This window comes from Cytobacillus eiseniae (genome assembly GCF_017874625.1).
Lineage (GTDB): Bacteria > Bacillota > Bacilli > Bacillales > Cytobacillaceae > Cytobacillus > Cytobacillus eiseniae.
Map to the genome: position 1 here is coordinate 1 of NZ_JAGIKZ010000054.1, position 2,380 is coordinate 2,380.

General features: G+C 37.4%; 3 protein-coding genes. 1 reads left to right on the forward strand and 2 read right to left on the reverse strand.

Features of this window, described 5'->3' with window-relative positions:
- The first annotated feature begins 499 nt into the window (after nucleotides 1-499).
- Nucleotides 500-1,138: a MarC family protein gene (locus tag J2Z40_RS19615; RefSeq protein WP_066398491.1), complete on the forward strand. Its 639-nt coding sequence runs from the start codon at nucleotides 500-502 to the stop codon at nucleotides 1,136-1,138.
- A 178-nt stretch (nucleotides 1,139-1,316) separates the two neighbouring features.
- On the opposite strand, the gene J2Z40_RS19620 is transcribed toward J2Z40_RS19615, so the two are convergent.
- Both J2Z40_RS19620 and J2Z40_RS19625 read right to left on the reverse strand, forming a co-directional pair.
- Nucleotides 1,317-1,973: a DNA alkylation repair protein gene (locus J2Z40_RS19620; protein ID WP_066398493.1), complete on the reverse strand. Its 657-nt coding sequence runs from the start codon at nucleotides 1,971-1,973 to the stop codon at nucleotides 1,317-1,319.
- 68 nt (nucleotides 1,974-2,041) lie between these two features.
- The gene (locus J2Z40_RS19625) at nucleotides 2,042-2,236 is read right to left on the reverse strand and encodes a hypothetical protein (protein ID WP_066398496.1); all 195 of its coding nucleotides are present in this window, start codon (nucleotides 2,234-2,236) and stop codon (nucleotides 2,042-2,044) included.
- Nucleotides 2,237-2,380 lie beyond the last annotated feature (144 nt).

Sequence of the window (2,380 nt, forward strand, 5' to 3'; positions counted from 1 at the left end):
AATTACGTTCTACCCCGGCTACCGTAATAATAAAACCATATAAAAAATGGTCAACCAGAAATATCTGGCTGACCTTATAATACGAAGCGGAATTTCTCCGGTTAAATATAAAATGAAGCTCCTTTTGAGTGAAATAAGCGTATTTATTCCGCTTATTCAATAAAAAATCCTTGATTTTCGACTTTTTCGAGCCAATAGGCGGAATTTTTCCGCTTATTTAGGCGTTTTTTATTGATTATTACGAATTAAGCGGAATTTCTCCGTCTATTTATCCGCTCGGGCGCTCAACCTGGATCCCTTATATAAAACACTGCAAATACACTAAAATTTCACTTTTTATTCATGGCGAAAATATGCCTAGTTGAAAACCTCTTAGAAAATCACGAAAGATACGAAAATACGACTTTTCGGACTGCCCCCTCTTTAAAATCCTAGTTGGCTTTTTTGCAAATATTGATATACTAACTAAAATACGCTATTTTTTCATTTGGAGGTTCTTATGCACGAGTATTTTGCTTTTGCTTTACTAGGATTTACTTCATTCTTTACACTTATAAATCCCCTTGGCGTGATGCCGATTTATCTATCTATGACAGCTGATTTAGATAAAGAGATGAAGAAGCGAACAGCAAGAAAGGCGACGATCGTTTCTTTTATTATTCTTGTATTGTTTGCGGTAACAGGGCAGCTTATTTTTAAGTTTTTCGGCATTACAATCAACAGCCTTAAGGTTGTTGGCGGTGTCATCTTCTTCCTTATGGGACAGGATATGCTTCAAGCAAGACTTGTCCGGGCAAAAATTAGTGAAAAAGAAACAAAGAGCTACACAAATGATATTTCGATCACCCCCTTAGCTATTCCGATGATTTGCGGACCTGGGGCGATTACCAATGCGATCCTCATGATGGATACAGCTGAAAGCTTTGGCTACCAAATCGTTTTGCTAATTGTTCTTTCCATCGTCTGTTTTGTCACCTATCTGATTTTATTAAATTCAACCCGGATTTATAAGTTGCTCGGAGAAACAGGGAATAATATCTTGATGCGATTAATGGGGCTAATCGTTATGGTTATTGCTGTTGAATTTATTGTAAGTGGACTCACACCGATTATTCGCTCTATTTTGATGATCGAATAATCCTTCATAGTAAATGGTTGGCCGGCATCTATTCCTCATCCATCGATCGTCCAACCATTTACGCTTTTCTCTCTCCGATCCGACATTTAGCAGGCTTCCCTTTTCAAGGAGTCATGCTTTAATCTAGTGCAAACTCTATTCACTTAATAGAGCATTTCCTTCACGAAGTATATATGCCTTAAATATATTTACTCCCTTCACGAATACTTAAATTAGCCAAATCAGTTGATTCAATAAAGGCCTTCACAGAAGCTCGGTTTGTTTTTGAATATTCCCTTAGTGCCCAGCCAATCGCCTTTTGGATAAAGAACTCCTTGCTCCCTTTATTTTGCACGATATAACGGTATAAAAGCTCTTCATCTGTCTGAGCTTTATATTTAAGCTGAAAGAGGATCGCTGATCGGCGCAGCCATAAATGATCGCCATACGCCCAGCCATCTATCCGCTCTGCAATCACCTCTGGATATTCGCGTGCGATTGCTCCTACTGGCTTTGGTGCAAGCATATCCACTGTATCCCACCATGATTTAGAAACAATTAGCTGCTCCAGAAAAGGGAGATGCTGTTTATTCAGCCTTTTCATTGATTTCTCTATATAATCAAGAGCCGCATACTGGTACTCCCTTTCATCCTTTTCCCATAAAGCCCAGACAATATCTGCCTGAAAATCTTCCTTTAAAATGTTGCTCTCATCGAAAAATTGCTTCACTAATCTTCTTCTTTCTGGAGTTTTGATTCCGAGAAAAGGAAAATGGTTTTTTAAGTAATTTTGCATAGGAATTGCCTTTTCCCGATCTCTGTTCTGTTCATATAAATCAACTAATATGTCAAGCATCGCTTCAATCTCCTTTTTCATCTTATAAGAAAAAGGCATCACTGCTCTAAGCAGTCATGCCGTATAAATTAAAATGGTCCATTATTGTGATCATTTTTGATGTTATGCAAGTAGGATTCAGTACTGACTCTCTCATATTCTGAAACACACTTCTCATTTTCCTCAGGATCAAAATTTCTTAACCCATTCTTTTTATTCCACCAGTCCACAAGAAAACCAATGCCAAGCAAAGAAACACAAAGGATGACTAAAAACCACATCATAACCATCACTCCCTTCTTCATTATTATAACATTTTACTGGAAATAATAAGGTTCATCACCATAACTTGGGGTTGACCTCATGAAAATTCAATAATTTTACATCTAACTATAGAAGAAAAGCGAAAACTCCCGTATCGTAATTGT

Coding starts and splice junctions, on each gene's coding strand:
- J2Z40_RS19615 (WP_066398491.1), top strand. CDS start 500: ATGCACGAGTATTTTGCTTTTGCTTTACTAGGATTTACTTCATTCTTT.
- J2Z40_RS19625 (WP_066398496.1), bottom strand. CDS start 2,236: ATGATGTGGTTTTTAGTCATCCTTTGTGTTTCTTTGCTTGGCATTGGT.
- J2Z40_RS19620 (WP_066398493.1), bottom strand. CDS start 1,973: ATGCTTGACATATTAGTTGATTTATATGAACAGAACAGAGATCGGGAA.